Source organism: Halomonas sp. H10-9-1, from assembly GCF_040147005.1.
Lineage (GTDB): Bacteria > Pseudomonadota > Gammaproteobacteria > Pseudomonadales > Halomonadaceae > Halomonas.
This window is the reverse complement of sequence record NZ_JAMSHO010000001.1, coordinates 212653-230812: the sequence shown is the minus strand read 5'-3', so window position 1 is coordinate 230812 and position 18160 is coordinate 212653. Positions and strand designations below refer to the sequence as shown.

The following is an 18160-nucleotide window of genomic DNA, read 5'->3' as shown; positions in this document are numbered from 1 at the left end:
GCATGACCACCACCGCACGGCCGCGGAAGCACGACCACCAGAGGATGAGCGCGATGACCCAGCGCAGGAATACCCCCATGGGCCAGCTCGGAGACACCGATCTACGCCTGCTGCGGATCTACCGCAAGGTGGTGGAGTGCGGAGGGTTTTCTGCCGCCGAAGTGGCACTGGGTATCAGCCGCGCCGCCATCAGCATGGCGATGAACGACCTGGAGACACGGCTAGGCCTGCGTCTCTGCCAACGCGGGCGCAGTGGCTTCGCCCTGACAGACGAAGGCGCCGAGGTCTATGAATCGACCCTGCAGTTGCTCGCCGCCGTGGAAGGCTTTCGCACCCGAGTCAACGGCCTGCATGCCCAGCTCAAGGGCGAGCTCAACATCGGCATCACCGACAACCTGGTGACAATGCCCGAGATGCATATCACCGATGCGCTCAGTGCACTCAAGGAGCGCGGCCCCGAGGTACGCATCAATATCCGCATGATTCCCCCCAGCGATATCGAGCTCGCGGTGCTCGACGGCCGACTCCACACCGGGGTGATTCCCGATCTCAAGGTGCTCCCGGGGCTTCACTATCTTTCGCTCTACGCCGAGGAGTCGCGTCTCTACTGCTCCAATGAGCATGCACTGTTCGATGTGGAAGGTATCGACGAGGCGGCTCTGGCCGACCACGATGCCGTGGTCCCCGCCTACGCCCAGACTCCCGAGATCAAGGAAGTTCATGAGCCGCTGAAGGAGGCAGCCTCGGCCAGCGACCGCGAAGGCATCGCCTTCCTGATCCTCTCCGGCCGCTTTATCGGCTACCTGCCGACCCATTACGCGGAAGGTTGGGTCCGCGAGGGGCGCATGCGCGCCCTGTGCCCCGAGAGGTGGCGCTACTGCACCCACTACAGCGCCATTACGCGCAAGGGCGCACCGCCCAATCTCGTGCTGGAGAGCTATCTCGAGGAGCTGATCAGGCTGGTGCAGAGATAACCGGGCTGGGGTGGCTGAACACAGGGTCCAGGCAGATAAGAACGTGGTAGTCGGCTTTAAATGGCGAACCTTCAAAGCCTCCGTTTCCAGTGCAAGAATGGACACTTACCCTAGACACCTCGCACAGCCCGACTCCCCTGATCCACAACCCGAGAGACAGACTCCATGACCCAGGCATCCCTGATTTCCCCCGATGAGATCCGTCACCGCTTCGCCGCCGCCATGTCGGCCATGTATCAAGACGAGGTGCCGCAGTACACCACCCTGCTGGAGCTGGTGGAGCAGGTGAACCGCGAGACGCTGGAGGCGAACCCGGCGCTGGCCGAACGACTGACCGAGGCCGATGAGCTGGCGCGCCTCGATGTCGAGCGTCACGGCGCCATCCGTGTCGGCAGCGCCGAGGAGCTTGGCATGCTACGCCGCCTGTTCGCGGTGATGGGCATGCACCCGGTGGGCTACTACGACCTCTCCGAGGCCGGGGTGCCGGTACACTCCACGGCCTTTCGCCCGGTCGATGATGCGGCCCTTTCGCGCAACCCGTTTCGCATCTTCACCTCGCTGCTGCGCCTGGAGCTGATCGAGAGTCAGGCGCTGCGCGAGCGAGCGGCGGCCATCCTGGCCGAACGTGACATCTTCACCCCCGGCGCACGGGAGCTGATCGCCCTCAGCGAGGCCCAGGGCGGGCTCAGCGACGAGCAGGCCGAGCGCTTTGTCGCCGAGGCGTTGGAGACCTTCCGCTGGCACCGCGATGCCACCGTGGATCTCGCCACCTATGAGGCCCTGCACGCCGAGCATCGACTGATCGCCGACGTGGTCTGCTTCCGCGGGCCACATATCAACCACCTGACGCCGCGCACCCTGGATATCGACGAGGTCCAGCGGCGCATGCCGGCTGCCGGCATGAACCCCAAGGCAGTGATCGAGGGCCCGCCGCGCCGCGACTGCCCGATCCTGCTGCGTCAGACCAGCTTTACCGCGCTGGAGGAGACGATTCGCTTCGCCGGGGAGCAGGCCGGTACGCACACCGCCCGCTTCGGTGAGATCGAGCAGCGCGGTGTGGCGCTTACGCCTCGTGGCCGCGAGCTTTACGACCGCCTGCTGACCCATAGCCGCGAGCGGAGTACCGGCGGCGACAACGCGACTCACCAGCAGCGACTGGCGGAGGTGTTCGCCGACTTCCCCGACAACGAGAGCGCGCTGCGCCGCCAGGGGCTGGCGTTCTTCGAATACCGCCTGACCGACGCCGGTCGTGCCGCGGACAAGGTCGCCGAACCGGACCTCGAGACGCTGATCGAACGTGGACTGGTCAGCGCACGGCCGATCACCTACGAGGACTTCCTGCCGGTCAGCGCGGCGGGCATCTTCCAGTCCAACCTGGGTGGCGGGGATAACGGTGCCTACGCCGGCAATGCCAACCGCGCGGCCTTCGAGGCGGCACTGGGCGCCCCGGTGGCCGACGAGCTGGCGCTCTACGCCGAGCGGGAACGCGCCAGCCGCGACGCCGTGCTGCAGGCGCTGGCCTCCTGAGTCAGGCCCACCGGCAGCACGGCGGTGGGAGAGTCAGCACTCGATGGCGCTGACGGCGAGCCCACCCTTCGAGGTCTCCTTGTACTTCTCCTGCATATCCGCACCGGTATCGCGCATGGTGCGGATCACCTTGTCCAGCGAGATGAAGTGCTCACCATCGCCGCGCAGGGCCATCTGGGCGGCGTTGATCGCCTTCACCGAGGCGATGGCGTTGCGCTCGATGCAGGGCACCTGCACCAGGCCCCCCACCGGGTCGCAGGTCAGTCCCAGGTTGTGTTCCAGGCCGATCTCGGCGGCGTTCTCCACCTGGTCGACGCTGCCACCCATCAATTCGGTGAGGCCGGCGGCAGCCATGGCGCAGGCCGAGCCCACCTCGCCCTGGCAGCCCACCTCGGCGCCTGAGATGGAGGCGTTCTTCTTGCACAGGATGCCCACGGCGGCGGCGGCCAGCAGAAAGTCCACCACGTCGCGCTCATTGGCGCCCTGGCGGAACTGCATGTAGTACTGGAGCACCGCCGGGATGATGCCCGCCGCGCCGTTGGTGGGCGCGGTGACCATGCGCCCGCCGGCGGCGTTCTCCTCGTTGACCGCCAGCGCATAGAGGTTGACCCAGTCCATGGCCGACATGGTGGAGGCGATCAGCGAGTGGTCGTCCTTGCTGGCCAGCATCCGCTGGTGCAGGTTCCTGGCGCGACGCTTGACGTTGAGCCCGCCGGGCAGCACGCCCTCGGCTTCCATGCCCTTCTCGATGCACGCCTGCATCGCCGTCCAGATGGTCAGCAGACCCTCACGGATCTCCGCCTCGCTGCGCCACGCCTTCTCGTTTTCCAGCATCAGCTCGCTGATGCGCAGGCCGCTGTCGCGACACATGCGCAGCAGCTCGTCGCCGGTCTGGAAGTCATAGGGGATCTCGGTGTGGTCGGTATCCAGCACCCCCTCGGCAGACTGGGCCTCATCGATGACGAAGCCGCCACCCACCGAGTAGTAGGTATTGCGGTAGAGCTCGCCCCCGTCGCCATAGGCGAGCAGCCGCATGGCGTTGGGGTGCTGGGGCAGGCTCTCCTCGAGCAGCCGCATGTCGCGCTGCCAGTCGAAGGCGACATCATGGCGGCTGGCCAGATGCAGGGTACCCGAGGACTTGAGGGCCTCGATCCGCGGGGCGATGACATCCGGGTCGATCTGGTCGGGTCGCTCGCCCATCAGGCCCATGATCACCGCATGGTCGGTGCCATGGCCGATGCCGGTGGCGGAGAGCGAACCATAGAGCTCGACCTCGAGGCGCCGGGTGTGCTCAACCAGCTCCCTGGCCTCGAGTTCGGCGACAAAGTTGCAGGCGGCCTGCATCGGGCCCACGGTGTGCGAGCTGGACGGCCCGACGCCGACCTTGAACAGATCGAAGACGCTGATTGGCATGATGTAATGACCTTGTTATTGGATTCATCGATGGGCGCCTGACGGCGCCATTCGCCCGGCAAAGCCGGCCTCCCACGCAATACGCACTCGCAGAAATACCTAGCGGTCGAAGACCACGGTGCGCCTGGCATGCAGGAAGACACGGCGCTCCACATGCAGGGCCACGGCGTGGGCCAGGGTCAGGCACTCGACGTCGCGCCCCTTGGCCACCAGGTCTTCCGGGTAGTCGGCGTGGCTCACCGGCTCCACGCCCTGGGTGATGATCGGGCCCTCGTCCAGGTCGTCGTTGATGTAGTGAGCGGTGGCTCCGACCAGCTTGACGCCCTTTTCATAGGCCTGGTGATAGGGTCTGGCGCCCTTGAAGCCGGGCAGCAGTGAGTGGTGGATGTTGATGGCGCGGCCGCTGAGCTTCTCGCACATGTCGCTCGAGAGCACCTGCATGTAGCGGGCGAGGATCACCAGTTCCGCCCCCGTCTCCTCGACCACCCGCCACACCTGGGCCTCCTGCTCGGGCTTGGTATCCGGCGTGATCGGGAAGTGGTGGTAGGGGATGCCGTGCCACTCCGCCAGAGGGGCCAGGTCCGGATGGTTGGAGACGATGGCGCGAATATCGATGGGCAGTTGGCCGATACGGTAGCGGTAGAGCAGGTCGTTGAGGCAGTGATCGGCCTTGGAGACCATGATCACCACCGGCATCCGCCGGCCTGGCGGTGTCAGCTCGAACGTCATGCCAAACTCGGCGGCACGCTCGGCGAAGCCGGACTCGAAGCTCGCGGCCTCAAACTCTTCTTCCTCCGGCCTGAACTCCGTGCGGATAAAGAAGCATCCGCTCAGCCGATCATCGAAGGAGTGTTGCTCGGTAATGTAGCAGCGACGCTCCTTGAGGAAGCGGGTGACCACGTCCACGGTGCCGAGTCGGCTCGGACATTGAGCCACCAGAATCCAGTTGCTTTTCTTGGGCCCCATCATCCTCTCTCCTCTGTTTATCGCGCCGAGCGCCTGGCTCGGCGCGACAATTGCCGCTCATGCGATCAGGCAAACACGAAATACTTGCGAACGGTCTCGACGACTTCCCAGGTGCCTTTGAAACCGGGCTCGACGATAAAGATGTCACCCGCCTTCAGGTGAATCGGCTCGCCATTTTCCGGGGTGAGGATGCAGTACCCTTCACGGAAGTCACAGTATTCCCACTTGTTGTAGTTCACTGCCCATCTTCCCGGGGTACAGATCCAGGTGCCCATGGTCTTGGTCCCGTCCTCTGACGCGTAGGCGTTGAGGTTGACGGTATGAGGATCGCCAGAGAGCTTTTCCCAGGAGCTGGCATCCAGCAGCACGTCCGGCTGTGCGTCACGCAGTACCTTGATCTTGTCAGTCATTGTTCTTCCTTTAAGCGATATTGTTGATCTTGTTGCACATCATGGAGACATGCCCTTATGCCGCTCCTCGGCTCGTGATGCAGCATGCTTGAACAACGAGCCTCCCTGCAGAACGAGCCTCCCTGCAGAACAAACGAGAAGCGGCCTTGCTCACCACACGGCTCCTAACGCTGCACACCAATGCCATACTCGGCGCCGGCGTCCAGGATCCAGCGATAGAGGTAGTCGGCGAAGCTTCTGCGCAGCACCAGCTCATAGCGCTCCTCGCTGGGACGGCGCAGGATCAGGCTCGACTTGCCGAACACCACGCTGACCGCCTTGCCCACCGGGAAGTTGCTCGGGTGGACATCGTAGTTGGTCGACTTCATCAGCAGCTCGCGGGCCTTTTCCCCCTCCAGGGAGACCAGGGTCTGGCCGCCACTGACATCGACGATGGCATAGTGGGCATCGCCCAGGGCGTCGCGCAGCCGCTGCTCGACGTCGAGCTCCTCGCCACCGGGCACGATCACCAGCCACTCATCCGGCGACAGCCACTGGATCGAGCGCTCGCCGCTGGCATCCAGCGCCAACCCCAGGGGCTGGCCGGGCAGGCTGATGCCCAGCACCTGGCGTACGGCTTCATCGAGGACGATGGCACCACCGCGCAGGATCAGATGGCCCAGGAAGGCCTGCTCCTTGAGCAGGATCCGGCTGGCGGATGTCGCGGCGGGCACGCTGCCCATGTTGAATGCCACGGACAGCGGCGACTCCTTGGGAATCGAGGCGTCCGGATGGGTATTGAAGGTCGCAACCTTGCCGTAAGTGATATCAGACATGCTGACGCTCTCCCTTGGGATCGATGAATACGGGGCTGACGACCTCGACCTCATGGGCCTGACCGTCCGGCATCGGCACATAGAGCTTCTCGCCCATGCGGTCCCGACCGCCCTTGATCACTGCCAGAGCAAAACCGCTCTCCAGGTTCGGGCTGTAATAGCTCGAGGTCACATGACCCAGCATGTCCATGGGAATGGGCTGGTCCTTGTCGACGACGATATGAGCGCCCTCTTCCAGCACCACCTTCGGGTCGACGGGCTTGAGCCCCACGAACTGCTTGCGGTCCTTGCGCGCCGTGTCCGGACGCGTCAGGGCGCGCTTGCCGATCCAGGAGAACGGCTTGTCGTAGCCGATCGCCCAGTCCATGCCCAGGTCTTCGGGGGTCACCGAGCCGTCGGTATCCTGACCGGCAATGATCAGTCCCTTCTCGGCACGCAGCACGTGCATGGTCTCGGTGCCATAGGGCGTCAGGTTGTACTTCTTGCCGTGCTCGAACAGGGTCTTCCAGACGTGCATGGCGTAGTTGGCCTGCACGTTGATCTCGTAGGCCAGCTCCCCGGTGAAGGAGATGCGGAACACCCGTGCCGGAACATCGGCCACCTTGCCGCTGCACCAGTCCATAAACTTGAAACTTTCCTTGTCCAAATCTATGTCGGTCACTTCGGACAGCAGCTTGCGTGCGTCCGGGCCGGTCACGGTCATGGTCGCCCAGTGGTCGGTGACCGAGGTGAAATAGACCTGCAGTTCCGGCCACTCGGTCTGGTGCCACAGCTCCAGCCACTCCATCACGCCGGCGGCGCCGCCGGTGGTGGTGGTCATCAGGAAGTGGTTCTCGCCCAGGCAGCTGGTGGTACCGTCGTCCATCAGCATGCCGTCGTCCTTGCACATCAGGCCGTAGCGCACCCGGCCCGGTGCCAGCTTGGCCCACTTGTTGGTATAGACGCGACCGAGGAACTCCCGGGCATCCGGCCCCTGGATATCGATCTTGCCCAGGGTGGAGGCATCAAGGATGCCGACGCCGGTACGCACCGCCAGGCTCTCGCGGGCCACGGCTTCATCCATGGTCTCGAGCTTGCCGTTGACCTTGCGTGGGAAGTACCAGGGGCGCTTCCACTGGCCGACGTCCTCGAACTCGGCGCCATGCTCCACATGCCACTGATGCAGGGCGGTGTAGCGCTCGGGGTCGAACAGCTCACGGCAGTGACGCCCGACGATGGCGCCGAAGGTGACCGGTGTGTAGTTGGGCCGGAACACCGTGGTGCCCACCTCGGGAATCGACCTGCCGAGACAGCGCGCGGCGATGGCCATGCCGTTGATGTTGCCCAGCTTGCCCTGGTCGGTGCCGAAGCCCATGGCGGTGTAGCGCTTGACGTGCTCGATGGACTCGAAGCCCTCGCGGGTGGCCAGCTCGATGCCCGCCGCGGTGACGTCGTTCTGCATGTCGACGAACTGCTTGGGCGCCCGCAGGGTCGGCTTCTCGTGAGGCACCTGATAGAGGGCACAGGCCTGGCCTTCGCGGATGGCATCAACCCGGGGCGGCTCGATGGCGCTGGCGGCCTTGCCCAGCGCGGCAAGCGCCTCGCACGCCTTGGCCGCGCCATCGGCCAGGCCCTCGGCCAGGTCATGCACGCCACGGGCGCTGCCGGCGGCGTGCACGCCCTTCACCAGGCTGGGCACGAAACCGAGAATCTGGTCGTCCCAGGTGGGCCGCGCACCGGTGTGGGAGGCCAGGTGGATCACCGGGCTGTAGCCGCCGGAGCTGGCGATGGTGTCGCAGGCCAGGAGCTCGGCCCGGCCGGTGACCTTGAAGGCCGCGGCATCGATGGTCGCCACACGGGCACCGCTGACGCGCTTGTCGCCCTGGGCCTCGATCACGGCCGCGCCTTCGATGATGCGGATGCCGCGGGCCCGGGCCTGCTCGACCAGCTCGCCGTCCGGGTTGCGGCGCGCGTCGACGATGGCCACCACCTCGCGGCCGGCCTCATTCCAGTCCAGGGCGGCGCGGTAGGCGTGGTCGTTGCTGACGGAGAGCACCAGCCGGTTGCCCGGCACCACGCCGTAGCGGCGGATATAGGTGGAGACCGCGCCGGCCACCAGGTTGCCCGGCACATCATTGTTGCCATAGACCAACGGCCGCTCATGAGCGCCAGTAGCGAGCAGCACCTGGCCGGCCCGCACCCGATGCATGCGTGAGCGCGAGGGCCGGTAGCCGTCGACCGTCGGCGCGGTCTCACCGAGGTGCTCGGTACGCCGCTCGTGCAGGGTCACGAAGTGGTGGTCATGGTAGCCATTGGCCGTGGTGCGGGCCAGCAGGGTGACGTTGTCGTTCTCGGCCAGCTCGCCGATCACCCGCTCGGCCCACTGGGCGGCAGGCTGGTCGTCGAGCAGTTCGCGGCTGGCGAGCAGCGAGCCGCCCATCTCCTCCTGCTCATCGCACAGGATCACGCGAGCACCGGCACGCGCCGCGGTCAGTGCGGCGGCGAGGCCCGCGGGGCCGGCACCGACCACCAGCAGGTCGCAGTGCTGGTTGAGGTGGTCGTAGCTGTCGGGGTCGTTCTCCATCGGACTGCGACCCAGGCCCGCGCCCTTGCGGATATATTTCTCGTAGGTCATCCACATGGAGGCCGGAGCCATGAAGGTCTTGTAGTAGAAGCCAGGTGGCATGAAGCGGCCGCCCAGCTTGCCGACCAGGCTCATGGCGTCGCGCTGGACATTGGGCCAGCCGTTGGTGCTGCGCGCCACCAAGCCGTTGAAGAGCGCCTGCTGGGTGGCCCGCACGTTGGGCACCTGGGCCGCCTCGGTGCTGCCCAACTGGACCAGCGCATTGGGCTCCTCGGCACCGGCGGCGACGATGCCGCGCGGACGCGAGTACTTGAAGCTGCGGTTGACGAGATCCACCCCATTGGCCAGCAGTGCCGAGGCCAGGGTGTCACCGGCATGGCCCTGATAGCGCTTGCCGTTGAAGGTGAAGCTCAGCCGGCGAGAACGATCGATGCGTCCACCCTGGCGAAGACGATTCGGCTGATTCATGCCTTGACTCCTTCCTGACCTGCGACCATTCCCGCCTCGGCGGCAACCTTTTCGGCCGCCACTGTTTCGGCGGACTTGCCCTCGGGATGCTCGGCGCTGAAGCGAGGCTGCTCACCCATTCGATAGGTCTCGAGGATCTCGTAGCTCGCCGAGTTACGTGTGATGTTGAAGAACTTGCGGCAGCCGATCGCGTGCACCCACAGCTCGTGGTGGATGCCGCGCGGGTTGTCACGGAAGAACAGGTAAGCCCCCCACTGCTCGTCGGTGCAGGACTCGGGGTCCTCGGGACGGGCGATATGCGCCTGGCCCTTGGGGGCGAACTCCTCTTCGTCGCGGTATTCGTCGCAATAAGGGCAATGGATATAGAACATGTTGTTATCTCCTTAGTGCGCGACGCCGGCGGCGCCATGTTCGTCGATCAGGGCACCGGTATTGAAGCGATCGATGGAGAACGGCGCGGCGATGGGGTGCATCTCGCCCTTGGCGAGGCTCGCCGCGAACACATGCCCGGAGCCGGGTGTCGCCTTGAAACCACCGGTGCCCCAGCCGCAGTTGAAGAACAGCCCCTTGACCTTGGTCTTGGAGAGGATCGGACAGGCATCCGCACAGGTGTCGACGATGCCGCCCCACTGACGGTTCATGCGCACCCGCGAGAAGATCGGGAACATCTCGACGATGGCCTGCAGGGTGTGCTCCACGGTGGTGTAACTGCCGCGCTGACCGTAGCCAAGGTAGCCGTTGATACCGGCGCCGATGACCAGGTCACCCTTGTCGGACTGGCTGATATAGCCATGCACATGATTGGACATCACCACGGTGTCGAGCACCGGCTTGAGCGGCTCGGAGACCAGCGCCTGCAGCGGATGAGACTCCAGCGGCAGCGTGAGGCCGGCCATCTTGGCCACCACGCCAGAGTTGCCCGCCGTGACGCAGCCGATGGTCTTGGATTCGATATCGCCGCGGTTGGTATGCACGCCATACACCTGGCCATCGCGAATCTTGAAACCGGTGACCTCGGTGTTCTGCAGGATATCCACCCCCAGGGCATCCGCCGCCCGGGCGAAACCCCAGGCCACCGCATCGTGACGTGCGACACCGGCGGTCTTCTGCCAGGAGGCGCCGAGGATCGGGTAGCGGGCGCGCTTGGAAGTGTCGATGATCGGCACGATCTCCTTGATCTGCTCGGGGGAGATCACTTCGCTATCGATACCGTTCAACCGGTTGGCATGCACCCGGCGCTGGATGTCACGCATGTCCTGCAGGGTGTGCCCCAGGTTCATCACGCCACGCTGGGAGAACATCACGTTGTAGTTGAGGTCCTGGGACAGCCCCTTCCACAGATCCAGCGAGTGATCATAGAGGCGTGCCGCCTCGTCCCACAGATAGTTGGAGCGCACGATCGTCGTATTACGCGCCGTATTGCCGCCCCCCAGCCAGCCCTTCTCCAGCACTGCCACGTTGGTGATGCCGTGGTTCTTGGCCAGGTAGTAGGCGGTGGCCAGGCCATGGCCGCCGCCGCCGACGACGATGACGTCGTACTGTTTCTTGGGCGTCGGGTTACGCCATTGGCGCTGCCAGTTCTCGTGGTGGCTGAGCGCGTGCTTGGCCAGTCCAAAGCCTGAATAACGTTGCATGTTCTTCCTCCTCGGCCGGCCCCGCCGAGCGGGGCCGATCCTTTACGGGTTCAGGCGGTAGCGGTTTCGCGTACAGCGTCGGAGGCGGCGTCGCCATAGACCGGGTGGCGTGCGCACAGCGCGGCGACCTTCTCGCGCACCTCGGCCTCCACGGCGTCGGTGTTGCCCTGCTCGGCCAGCACATCGAGGATGTCGCAGATCCAGCCTGCCAGGTCGCTGCACTCCGCCTCGTCGAAGCCCCGGGTGGTGACCGCCGGGGTGCCGATGCGCAGGCCGGAGGTGACGAAGGGGCTCTGCGGGTCATTGGGCACGGCGTTCTTGTTGACGGTGATATGAGCACGGCCCAGCGCTGCGTCGGCGTCCTTGCCGGTGACCCCCTGCTTGATCAGCGAGACCAGGAAGAGGTGGTCGTCGGTACCGCCGGAGACGACGTCATAGCCGCGCTCCAGGAACACACCGGCCATGGCGCGGGCATTGTCGATGACGCGCCGCTGGTACTGCACGAACTCCTGACTCATGGCCTCCTTGAAGGCCACCGCCTTGGCGGCGATGACATGCATCAGCGGGCCGCCCTGCTGGCCCGGGAAGACCGCACCGTTGAGCTTCTTGTAGAGCGCCTCGTCGCCGCAGGCAGAGAGGATCAGGCCACCACGCGGGCCGCGCAGGGTCTTGTGGGTGGTGGTGGTGACCACGTGGGCGTGGGGAATCGGGCTCGGGTAGTGGCCGGCGGCGACCAGGCCGGCCACGTGGGCCATGTCGACCATCAGCCAGGCTCCCACCTCGTCGGCGATGGCGCGGAAGCGGCGCCAGTCGACGACACGCGCATAGGCCGAGAAGCCGGCGATGATCATCTTCGGCTTATGGCTCCTGGCCAGGCGCTCGACCTCTTCGTAGTCGATCTCACCGGTCTCCGGGTTCAGGCCGTACTGCACGGCGTGGTAGTGCTTGCCCGAGAAGTTCGGCGCGGCCCCGTGGGTCAGGTGGCCACCGTGGGCCAGGCTCATGCCCAGCACGGTGTCGCCCGGATTGACCATCGCCATGAAGGCCGCGGCATTGGCCTGGGCACCGGAGTGCGGCTGGACGTTGGCGTAGTCGGCCCCGAACAGGTCACAGGCGCGGTCGATGGCCAGCTGCTCCACCACGTCGACGTGCTCGCAGCCGCCGTAGTAGCGTTTGCCGGGATACCCCTCGGCGTACTTGTTGGTCAGCTGGGAGCCCTGAGCCTCCATCACCGCGCGGCTGGCATAGTTCTCGGAGGCGATCAGTTCGACATGGGCCTCCTGGCGGGCCACCTCGTCGGCGACGGCAGCGGCGATCTGGGAATCGTAGCTGGTGAGAGAGGCGTGGTTCATGAGTTGCTCCTGTTGTTGTCGATGTCGGGCAGGGTGTACCTCGAATCTATCGCCTACCCATCAGAAGGAAAAATTTGAAATCCTTATGCGTGGATAACCACCACGCTGCGCGTCTGGCATACCACTCGATTAAAGACGACTGCGACGGGGAGGGATTGAACGGATGCGACAGGATTTCTGAACGCCGAGGCAGGCTGGCCACCACTAGAGCGGCGGGAAACGGCAGGCTGCGGCGTGCTTACTGAAAGCGTGAGGAGGCGAAAAACCTGGAGGGTGGCCGAGGACTCAAGGCACGGGCCGGCCGTCGATATGCAGAAAGAAGGGGTCGACCCGGTCACCGCCCGGCTCAACGGCACGTTTGCGCATCTCCGACGGCGTCGCGTCGAAGGCGGTGCGGAAGTGGCGCGAGAAGTGGGCGGTATCGGCAAAGCCGCAGCGCTCGCCGATTTCGGTGATGCTCTTGCCGGTGTAGTGCAGCAGCCAGAGGCCGTAACGCAGACGCAGGTCCCGGGAGAACTTGAGCGGACTGACGCCAAGCGTATCGCGAAACCGCCGCTCCAGGTTACGGCGCGAGGTGCCCACCCGCTCGGCCAGCGCCTCCATCGACAGCGCCTCCCCCAGATGCTGTTCGAGCACCGCGATGGCGCGGCGAACCAGACGGTCCTCGATCTTGCCGAACACCACCGGCTGAGGCTGAGGATGGGTACCGGCCCGGGCCTCGTCGAGGAGCATGATATTCAGGCTCTTCATGGCCCAGGCCTTGCCTAGGTGGCGCTCAATCAGATAGGCGGCCAGGTCGGCCGCGGCGGCACCGCCGGCGCAGGTGAACCGGTCACCGTCATCGATGAACAGTCGGTCGGCCACCGGCTCGATGGCCGGAAAACGTTGGACCATGTCGCGATGGTGATACCAGCTGACGCAGCAGCGCCGCCCCTTCATGAGGCCAGCCTGGATCAGCGCGAACACCCCGGTACACAGCCCCACCAACGGAACGCCGGCACCGGCCGCCTCACGCAGGTAGGCCAGGGCAGCACTATCCTGCCGGTCGCCCTCCGCCTGAACGCCCCCCACGACCACGATATAGTCGAACTCTCTCGGGTCGCTGAAAGGCTCACAGGGCGAAATGGCCGCACCGCTGCTGGAGAGCACCGCCTCGCTGTTGCTGGCCATGAAGGTCCAGCGACAGCGCAGCTGCCGACTACGGTCGCCCTCGTCGGCGGCCAGGCGAAGGCAGTCGACGAAGGCGGCGAAGGGCATCAGGGTGAAACGGTGAAGCAGGACGAAGCCGATGGTGAGGGGAACACCTTGAGTTGCGGGGTTGAGGGTCATGTCTGGCGACACCGTGCGATAGCCCGAGAATTCGATTCCTTCTTGTCAGCATACCCTATCGAAGCTCGGGCCTCGCTATCACAGAAATGATCTTAGTTGACTCGATAAACATCCGCATTAAAGCGCGCGCTATCTTCGCCCCAGGTATCGAACTCCATGACCTCCTCGCCTTGCTCTCTCCAGGCCTGCTTCTCTTGATCACTTGCCAGAGGCGAGAACCATCCAGTCCATCCATAGAGCACGCCGATAAGCGGAGAGAGCCAGCATGCGAAAGCCAGAGGGATATAAAGAAGGTCGACGGGATTACCGCTATAGACGCCAAGCCCCAGCGAGGTGATAACCACGGCACCACCAGCATTCCACGGTATCAGAGGGGAGACCAGGGTGCCGCCCTCTTCGGTGGCACGAGATAGATTGAGCATCGAATAGCCCATGCCGCGATAGGCCGGTCCGAACATGCGGCCTGTAAGCGCAATTGAGAGGTAGGGGTCACCGGCGACGACGTTCGTCACCATGGAACTGCCAATTGCCGAGCTTTGCAGTGAGCCAAAGCTGTTGATGCGCTTGACGACTGCATCAAGAATCGCCCGCATCGACCCCGTGCTCTCAAGAACACCGCCGAAGGAAAGCGCGATCAGCAAAAGGGTGATCACCCAGGTCATGGACTGAATACCACCGCGGTTGAGCAGGCCATCTATCTCCGCGACCCCTGTGGCAATCTCATAGCCGGAAAAGGCATAGGCGAAGAGCTGCTTCAGCGCGGCATCCTGGAAAACCCATGCCGTCAGGCCACCCAGCAAGACACCGGTAAACAGCACCGGTATCGCCGGCATACGCATGACGGCGAGGCTGATGACCAGCACGACGGGCAGCACCGTCCACCAGGAGAGTACGAAGTTTTCAGTCAAACCGCTGTTGATGGAAGCGATCCTGGCGAGAGAGGCCGACTCGTCACCTACCAAGCTGAAGCCTGCCAGAAGATAGATCACCAGGGCGATCAACATGGCGGGCAAGGTGGTTGGAACCAGGTTGCGAATATGATCGAAGAGATTCACACCGGTGACGGCAGGTGCGAGGTTGGTGGTATCCGAGAGGGGGGATACCTTGTCGCCGAAGAAGGCGCCCGACACCACGGCACCCGCGGTCCAGTAAACCGGAATCTCAAACCCCGCACCGATCCCCATCAGCGCCAGACCCACAGTGCCGACGGTACCCCAGGAGGTACCGAGGGATACCGACACGACGGCACAAAGCAACGCCGCTGCCGCAAGGAAGAGCTGCGGGCTGATCAGCTCGAGACCAAAGTAGATAAGGGTGGGCACCGTACCGCTGGCGATCCACACGCCGGTCAGCATCCCGACAAGGATCAATATACCTATGGCCGGAAGGCCCACGCTGACCACGTGCAGCATGCCCTCTTGCATATCCTTCCATGAAGAGCCGTTCCAGCGGCCCACCAGGGCAGCAAACCCGATGCCCAGGATCAAGGGGACATGCGGCGTGAAGGTATCAAAAACAAATAGCTGGATACCCAGCACGATAAAGGTCAAAAGAATGGGCAGAAGAGCCCATGGCAGCCCGATGCGGGGCTTGGTTGTGTCTAGCATCTCGCCTTCTCCGGATGGTTATTCTTGTTGGCAGCCAGCATCAGGCCTTACTACGGCTGCCGCGCTACTCATTAATATCCAAAGCAATGACAAGTTAATTGAACATATGCGACACAAATCAATAACGAAGCCGTCACCTCCTCTACGGAAGAAGACATTGAGCAATCTTGTTAACCTTTAGTAGCAGAATACTATGGGCTTTATAGTTCGTCTATATGCAAAAATGGGGCGACCCGGTCACTGCCTGGCTTCAAGGCATATTTGCATATTTCCGACGATATAACGCCGAAGATAGTGCGCAAATAGCGCGAGAAATGGGCAGATCGACATTGCAGGCAGAGGGGCCCGCAGAATCTGCGGGCGCCGCCATGACATGGGACAGGCGGGCTTAGGCGCGAGCCGCCGAACCACTCAGCCGGATACGGGGCGTCACCAGCGATACCCCCACGTAGCAGATCGAGGAGACCACGCAGCCCGTCAGCGGCCCGATCAGCCAGCCCACATCGGCGAACAGCATCATGTAGCCGCTGGTACCGAAGCCAGCCAGCATAGCGACCAGGGCGCCCCAGGCAGAGCCCTGCCAGAAGGTGGAGATGAATACCGGTCCGATCATGCTGGCCAGCAGGGTGCCGGTACCGAGGATCCCCAGCCAGGAGAGCATGAAGGGCGGCGCGTAGAGCATCATCAGCAGGGCGACGACACCCAGAGCCACGACGGCCAAGCGATTGACCCACAGCACCAGCCGCTGGCTATGGACAAGGTCCTTGAACAGGGCAAGCCGCAGGTCATGGGAGGTCGCCGAGGCCACGGTATGTAGTAGCGAGTTCGCGGTGGACTTCATGGCAAACAGGATAAACAGGGTGATAAAGCCCTGCAGTGCCGGATGCATGAAGTGTTCGAGATAGATCGGCATGGCATTGTCCGGATCGGCCAGATCCGGCATCTGCACCCTCACGTAGAGGCCGACGAGTGGCACCAGACTCAGCAGGGCCCCCAGGATAGCCACGTACACGCCCGCCTTGTGCAACTTGACGTCCGGCTTGAAGGCCAGGAAGCGTATCGCCATGAACGGCAGGACCGCGGCAAACAGGAAGGCATAAGGCAACACCAGGAACACCGTCGCCGGGCTGTCGCCATAGTGGGCCCCGGTGGTAGGATTCAGAAGCTCCGGGTCGATGGCATTGAGGGACGCCTCCCAGGTGCCCAGATCTATCGACGTGAAGATCTGCACGATGATGATGACGGCGGCAACCGACATGCCGCAGACCATCACGGTATCGGTCCAGGCCACCGCGGCAAGGCCGCCGAGCATGGTGTAGAGGATGATGACGCCGACCATCAGCAGGGCACTCTGGGTCAGGTCGATGCCCAGCCAGCTCGCCCCCAGCAGGCCGACGGCCTTGATCTGGCTGGTCAGGAACACCAGCAGCAGCAGGATGGTAATAAGCGCCGCAACCCCTTGTACGAGCCGGCCCATATTGCCACCACCATGAATCTGGGCGATATACTCGGGAATCGTGTTGCTGCCCATATCGATGGCCTTGCGCTGCAGGAAGCTCGCGAAATACAGCACGGCGATCATCATCGCTGGAGCAAAGAAGAAATTGCCCAGTACCTCGATGGCGCCAAACTGATAGGTGACGCCTGGTGAGCCCATGAAGCCCCAGCCGCTGAAGCCGGTGGCAACGATGGTACTGGCGCCGACGAAGGCCCCCAGCGAACGTCCAGCGACGAGAAAGCCTCCTTCATCGCCCTTCTTCATCATCCTGGAGGAGAGGAAGCCCAGGTAGATCATCAGGCCGAAGGTGAGAAACAGAAGTCCCCAGTTGAACAGCTTGTAGGAATCCATGATTACCGCCTCGCCGATCCATTGGTGGACTTTCTTTTCAGCTCTCTCCGCAGATAGGCGGCGCCGGCATGGACCAGCATATAGAGTGTCAGTATCAGGAAGGTGGTCAACACCCAGGAATCCATATGCTTGTACCTCTTGTTGTTGGTGTGGCAGCAGCGTTGTGGTGTTTTCGCTTTTGCACCTTCAAGGTATTTTCCGTACATGGAAGGCGCCAATTTGTATACTCAATACACACATCAGATATCGAAATGGGCCAACAATGACTAATATACCCACCGACCTGCTGAGGACCTTCGTCACCATCAAGGATCTCGGTGGCTTTACCAGCGCCGGCGAGCTACTGGGTCGATCACAACCCGCGATCAGCCTTCAGATCAAGAAATTGGAGGAGATTCTTGGCACCAAGATTTTTCTCAGAGGTTCCAGCCTGGAGCTCACCGAGGATGGGGAGTATCTCTACAAGGCAGCCAGGCAGATACTGGAGATCAATGACCGGGTCATCGCCAGGGTAAGAGGCGAAAATATCTCGGGCAAGGTACGCCTGGGTATTCCCAACGACTTCGAACTGGCCTTCCTGCCGAAGGCGCTACGAAAACTATCCCGCGTCTATCCCAATATCATCGTCGAGGTCGACTGCGAGATCAGCAAGGTCATCCTCCAGCGCTACCAGAAGGGACACTACGATATCGCCATGGCCATGGAGCGAGAGAAGGAGAATGAAGGCAGGAATTCTCGCGACTATCGCCTGGAAAAACTCGAGTGGGTCTTCAGGGAGGATCATCTTGTCAGCGGCGCCGATAGTCCGCTCCCGCTGATTGCCTACCCTCAGGGGTGTGTCTATCGCTCGATCATGGAGGAGGCGCTACAGAGGCAGGCACACCCCTATCGCTTCATGTATACCAGCACCAGTCTGCTGGGCATCTTCTCGGCCGTGGAGGAGGGGCTTGGCATCACCGCGATGGCTGGTTCCGTCATTCCCGACCACCTCAAGCATGCCGTCAACACGGATTCGCTCCCGGACCTGGAGCGCGTCTGCATCGGCCTTTACTACAAGGAGCCGGAGTTGAATGTGGCGTCCCGCCATGTACTCGATTTCCTGAGGACGGGAATCGCCAATATCTAGCCCACCCCAGAACCGTCGAAGACAGATGGCCCGACAGCGATAACGATCGCCTATCGGGCCACCTGCCTTCTCTAATGGCTACCCACCACCCCATCGCCAAGCGAGCTTATTCAAAGGCGTGATGGGT

14 protein-coding genes are annotated in these 18160 nt (G+C 63.3%); 3 read left to right on the top strand and 11 right to left on the bottom strand.

Features of this window, described 5'->3' with window-relative positions:
- Positions 1–77: 77 nt before the first annotated feature.
- The gene (locus tag NFH66_RS01080; RefSeq protein ID WP_502878621.1) at positions 78–974 is read left to right on the top strand and encodes a LysR family transcriptional regulator; all 897 of its coding nucleotides are present in this window, start codon (positions 78–80) and stop codon (positions 972–974) included.
- A 165-nt stretch (positions 975–1139) separates the two neighbouring features.
- A complete protein-coding gene (gene hglS, locus NFH66_RS01075) occupies positions 1140–2501 on the top strand; it encodes a 2-oxoadipate dioxygenase/decarboxylase HglS (protein WP_349607650.1) in 1362 nt (453 codons plus the stop codon).
- A 33-nt stretch (positions 2502–2534) separates the two neighbouring features.
- On the opposite strand, the gene NFH66_RS01070 is transcribed toward hglS, so the two are convergent.
- From NFH66_RS01070 to NFH66_RS01020, 11 genes are all read right to left on the bottom strand, one after another.
- The gene (locus NFH66_RS01070) at positions 2535–3914 is read right to left on the bottom strand and encodes an L-serine ammonia-lyase (protein WP_349607648.1); all 1380 of its coding nucleotides are present in this window, start codon (positions 3912–3914) and stop codon (positions 2535–2537) included.
- Positions 3915–4013: 99 nt separating this feature from the next.
- The gene (purU, locus tag NFH66_RS01065; RefSeq protein ID WP_349607647.1) at positions 4014–4880 is read right to left on the bottom strand and encodes a formyltetrahydrofolate deformylase; all 867 of its coding nucleotides are present in this window, start codon (positions 4878–4880) and stop codon (positions 4014–4016) included.
- Positions 4881–4945: 65 nt separating this feature from the next.
- Positions 4946–5290 (bottom strand): cupin domain-containing protein, encoded by a 345-nt coding sequence (locus tag NFH66_RS01060; RefSeq protein WP_349607645.1) that lies wholly within the window; start codon positions 5288–5290, stop codon positions 4946–4948.
- Positions 5291–5454: 164 nt separating this feature from the next.
- On the bottom strand, positions 5455–6105 hold the full coding sequence (locus NFH66_RS01055; RefSeq protein WP_349607644.1) for a sarcosine oxidase subunit gamma: 651 nt from the start codon (positions 6103–6105) through the stop codon (positions 5455–5457).
- The gene (locus tag NFH66_RS01050) at positions 6098–9136 is read right to left on the bottom strand and encodes a sarcosine oxidase subunit alpha family protein (protein WP_349607642.1); all 3039 of its coding nucleotides are present in this window, start codon (positions 9134–9136) and stop codon (positions 6098–6100) included. Before NFH66_RS01050 ends, NFH66_RS01055 begins: the two co-directional genes overlap by 8 nt.
- The gene (locus NFH66_RS01045) at positions 9133–9507 is read right to left on the bottom strand and encodes a sarcosine oxidase subunit delta (protein ID WP_349607641.1); all 375 of its coding nucleotides are present in this window, start codon (positions 9505–9507) and stop codon (positions 9133–9135) included. Before NFH66_RS01045 ends, NFH66_RS01050 begins: the two co-directional genes overlap by 4 nt.
- Positions 9508–9519: 12 nt before the next feature.
- Positions 9520–10770 (bottom strand): sarcosine oxidase subunit beta family protein, encoded by a 1251-nt coding sequence (locus NFH66_RS01040; RefSeq protein ID WP_349607639.1) that lies wholly within the window; start codon positions 10768–10770, stop codon positions 9520–9522.
- 50 nt (positions 10771–10820) lie between these two features.
- The gene (glyA, locus tag NFH66_RS01035; RefSeq protein WP_349607638.1) at positions 10821–12122 is read right to left on the bottom strand and encodes a serine hydroxymethyltransferase; all 1302 of its coding nucleotides are present in this window, start codon (positions 12120–12122) and stop codon (positions 10821–10823) included.
- 285 nt (positions 12123–12407) lie between these two features.
- Positions 12408–13451 carry a GlxA family transcriptional regulator gene (locus NFH66_RS01030; protein ID WP_349607636.1) on the bottom strand — a complete coding sequence of 348 codons (1044 nt, stop codon included), beginning with the start codon at positions 13449–13451 and terminating at the stop codon, positions 12408–12410.
- 92 nt (positions 13452–13543) lie between these two features.
- On the bottom strand, positions 13544–15058 hold the full coding sequence (gene nhaC / locus NFH66_RS01025) for a Na+/H+ antiporter NhaC (RefSeq protein ID WP_349607634.1): 1515 nt from the start codon (positions 15056–15058) through the stop codon (positions 13544–13546).
- 388 nt (positions 15059–15446) lie between these two features.
- A complete protein-coding gene (locus tag NFH66_RS01020; RefSeq protein ID WP_349607632.1) occupies positions 15447–16907 on the bottom strand; it encodes a sodium:solute symporter family protein in 1461 nt (486 codons plus the stop codon).
- Between the two features lie 262 nt (positions 16908–17169).
- Here NFH66_RS01020 and NFH66_RS01015 point away from each other — a divergent pair, with 262 nt between their 5' ends.
- Positions 17170–18033 (top strand): LysR family transcriptional regulator, encoded by an 864-nt coding sequence (locus tag NFH66_RS01015; protein ID WP_349607630.1) that lies wholly within the window; start codon positions 17170–17172, stop codon positions 18031–18033.
- Positions 18034–18160: the final 127 nt, after the last annotated feature.

Excerpts from the sequence above, each read along its gene's own strand:
- NFH66_RS01045 (WP_349607641.1), bottom strand. The coding sequence starts at position 9,507 with ATGTTCTATATCCATTGCCCTTATTGCGACGAATACCGCGACGAAGAG.
- NFH66_RS01080 (WP_502878621.1), top strand. The coding sequence starts at position 78 with ATGGGCCAGCTCGGAGACACCGATCTACGCCTGCTGCGGATCTACCGC.
- NFH66_RS01015 (WP_349607630.1), top strand. The coding sequence starts at position 17,170 with ATGACTAATATACCCACCGACCTGCTGAGGACCTTCGTCACCATCAAG.
- hglS (WP_349607650.1), top strand. The coding sequence starts at position 1,140 with ATGACCCAGGCATCCCTGATTTCCCCCGATGAGATCCGTCACCGCTTC.
- NFH66_RS01050 (WP_349607642.1), bottom strand. The coding sequence starts at position 9,136 with ATGAATCAGCCGAATCGTCTTCGCCAGGGTGGACGCATCGATCGTTCT.
- nhaC (WP_349607634.1), bottom strand. The coding sequence starts at position 15,058 with ATGCTAGACACAACCAAGCCCCGCATCGGGCTGCCATGGGCTCTTCTG.
- NFH66_RS01020 (WP_349607632.1), bottom strand. The coding sequence starts at position 16,907 with ATGGATTCCTACAAGCTGTTCAACTGGGGACTTCTGTTTCTCACCTTC.
- NFH66_RS01070 (WP_349607648.1), bottom strand. The coding sequence starts at position 3,914 with ATGCCAATCAGCGTCTTCGATCTGTTCAAGGTCGGCGTCGGGCCGTCC.
- NFH66_RS01055 (WP_349607644.1), bottom strand. The coding sequence starts at position 6,105 with ATGTCTGATATCACTTACGGCAAGGTTGCGACCTTCAATACCCATCCG.
- glyA (WP_349607638.1), bottom strand. The coding sequence starts at position 12,122 with ATGAACCACGCCTCTCTCACCAGCTACGATTCCCAGATCGCCGCTGCC.
- NFH66_RS01060 (WP_349607645.1), bottom strand. The coding sequence starts at position 5,290 with ATGACTGACAAGATCAAGGTACTGCGTGACGCACAGCCGGACGTGCTG.
- NFH66_RS01040 (WP_349607639.1), bottom strand. The coding sequence starts at position 10,770 with ATGCAACGTTATTCAGGCTTTGGACTGGCCAAGCACGCGCTCAGCCAC.
- purU (WP_349607647.1), bottom strand. The coding sequence starts at position 4,880 with ATGGGGCCCAAGAAAAGCAACTGGATTCTGGTGGCTCAATGTCCGAGC.
- NFH66_RS01030 (WP_349607636.1), bottom strand. The coding sequence starts at position 13,451 with ATGACCCTCAACCCCGCAACTCAAGGTGTTCCCCTCACCATCGGCTTC.